The organism is Mesorhizobium sp. M2E.F.Ca.ET.209.01.1.1 (assembly GCF_004010375.2).
In the GTDB taxonomy this organism is placed as follows: domain Bacteria; phylum Pseudomonadota; class Alphaproteobacteria; order Rhizobiales; family Rhizobiaceae; genus Mesorhizobium.
The window spans coordinates 1-509 of sequence record NZ_SADP02000133.1; the positions used below are offsets into that span (position 1 = coordinate 1).

Here is a 509-nt window from a genome sequence, read left to right on the forward strand (position 1 = left end):
GATGATGCTTCTCTCGCGAGACGCCCAGCGCGCGACGATCGATCTCGACGAGTTTTTCCATCGTCGCGGCGCTGTCGTCGATTTCGACGGCGCGCAACGGCGGCTCCGGCAACGCCTTCATCACCCGTTCGCGCGCGGCACCGAGAAGGTAGACCGGCGTTTTGGGAAACAGGCCGTGCCGCATGTAAAGCCCCTGCGAGACAGGGTTGAAGGTAAAGGTGATAAGCGCTTTGTCGGCGGCGCCCGATTTGCGGGCGTGTTCCACGGTTCGTTCCAGCAGCGCATTGCCGATGCCGTGGCCCTGCCGGGCCGGATCGACGAACAGCTGGGCGAGGAACCATAGATCGTCGCAGGCCCAGCTCCAGGCGAAGCCCAGGATATCGCCGCCGTCTTCCGCGACCCACAGGCCATCGGGGTCGTCCTTGAGCGAAAACAGCTGGAAGTTGGGAGGGCTTGCCGCCGCCATCGGGCCAAAGCCATGCCGAACGGTGAGTTCGTTGATGCTGTCG

Annotated in this window: 1 protein-coding gene; it reads right to left on the reverse strand. The window is 64.0% G+C overall.

All coding sequences use genetic code 11. The annotated features are described in order from the left end of the window. A partial coding sequence (locus tag EN852_RS34950) for a GNAT family N-acetyltransferase (RefSeq protein ID WP_348643517.1) occupies positions 1–466 on the reverse strand: 466 nt, incomplete at its 3' end. Positions 467–509: the final 43 nt, after the last annotated feature.